The sequence below is a fragment of the Staphylococcus sp. HMSC072B07 genome (assembly GCF_001815505.1).
Classification (GTDB): Bacteria; Bacillota; Bacilli; order Staphylococcales; family Staphylococcaceae; genus Staphylococcus; species Staphylococcus simulans.
Genome location: NZ_KV820946.1, coordinates 7,727 through 9,782, shown reverse-complemented (window position 1 = coordinate 9,782; position 2,056 = coordinate 7,727). Strand labels below are relative to the sequence as shown.

Annotated in this window: 1 pseudogene; it reads right to left on the bottom strand. The window is 41.1% G+C overall.

The annotated features are described in order from the left end of the window. Positions 1-2,056 (bottom strand): annotated as a pseudogene (locus tag HMPREF3031_RS11245) (DUF4988 domain-containing protein); the annotation flags it as partial.

Genomic DNA, 2,056 nt, shown 5'->3' with positions numbered 1-2,056 from the left:
TCTGGATGTGAATCTTTGACTGTAACTGAAGTGCCATCTTTACCTTTTGGTACTGTAATTGAATTACCATCGCTGAATGTCACTACTGTGTTGCCGTTCGGATCAATTGTTTGCCCTGTTACTGTGATTGATTTACCGTCTACTCCGTCACGGCCATCTTTACCATCGCGACCGTCTTTGCCTTTCGCAATTGTAGCTGTTGAACCATCACTGAATTCTACAACGGTATTACCATCTGCATCTGGATGTGAATCTTTGACTGTAACTGAAGTTCCGTCTTTGCCTTTCGGTACTGTGATTGTGTTGCCGTCACTGAATGTTACTTTTGTATTGCCGTCAGGGTCGATTGTTTGACCTGTTACTGTAACTGATTTTCCGTCTGCACCGTCTTTACCAGGTAAACCTTGGTCACCTTTATCTCCTTTTGAGATTGTAACTGAAGTACCATCGCTAAATTCTACAACTGTATTTCCATTAGGATCTTTCGTTGTTGAAGTAATAGAGATTGATTTACCATCTTGGCCTTTTGGAACGACAATTTCATGTCCATCGCTGAAGACTACTTTCGTATTACCATCTGGTTGAACTGTAGAAGAAGTAATTGTGATAGATTGTCCATCTTCACCTTTATCTCCTTTAGCACCTTTAGGTATTACAACTTCGTGTCCATCGCTGAATGTCACTTTAACATCGCCATTAGGTAAGTTTTCAGTATTTGTGATAGTAATTGATTTACCGTCTACACCATCTTTACCTTTCGGCACAGTAACTTTCGAACCATCACTGAAGTCAATCACTGTGTTGCCATCAGCATCTGGTTCAGCTTTAGTAATTGTGACAGATTTACCGTCTAATCCTTTAGGAATGTTGATTTCACGACCATCTGAGAACGTTACTTTAGTTGAACCGTCAGGTTGTACTTCTGTGCCTGTAATAGTCACTGATGTACCGTCTGCACCTTTGTCGCCTTTATCTCCTTTAGGGATTGTGACGCTGCTGCCATCACTGAAGTTAACTACAGTGTTGCCATCTGGATCTTTCGTTGTTTTAACTACAGTAACTGATGCGCCTGTATCTCCTTTAGCGCCTTTAGGAATGATGATTTCATGTCCATCACTGAATGTAACTTTGATATCACCGCTTGGTAATGTTTCGTTACCAGTAATAGTAACTGACTTACCATCTACGCCATCTTTCGCTTTAGGAATTGTCACTTTAGAGCCATCTGAGAACGTTACTTCTGTATTACCATCTTTATCTGGCGCAACGTTTTGAACTGTAATAGATTGACCATCTGCACCTTTATCGCCTTTAGAGATAACTGCTGTACCGCCATCACTGAAGTGAATAATAGTGTTGCCGTCCGCATCTTTTTCAGTGCTTGTAACTGTTAATGGTGCTGCATCTTTACCATCTACACCGTCTTTACCTGGGTCACCTTTTTCTCCTTTAGGAATGACAATTTCTTTACCGTCAGAGAATGTAACTTTTGTATCACCATTTGGTTGCGGTTCTACTTTCGCAACTGTAACTGAATCGCCTTTATCACCTTTATCGCCTTTTGCGATTGTGATTTCATGTCCATCAGAGAATGTAACTTTCGTATTACCTTCTGGTGTTGTTTCTGTGCTTTGAACTGTAACTGATGTACCATCTTTACCGTCTTTGGCTTTTGGAAGTACAACTTTTGAACCGTCAGAGAAAGTCACTACTGTATTACCGTCAGCGTCAGGCGTTGTACTTTGAACAGTAATTGATTTACCGTCCGCACCATTTTGTCCAGCTTCACCTTGTACACCAGTATCACCTTTGTCGCCTTTTTCTCCTTTAGGAATCACAACTTCTTTACCATCTGAGAACGTTACTTTTGTATCGCCGTTTGGTTGCGGTTCTACTTTCGCAACTGTAACTGATTGACCTGCAGCACCTGTTTCTCCAGTATCGCCTTTATCACCTTTTGTTCCTTTTGGAATAGTGATTGTGCTGCCATCAGAGAATGTCACAACTGTGTTGCCATCAGCGTCTGGTTCAGTTTTTTCAACTGTAATTGATTTAC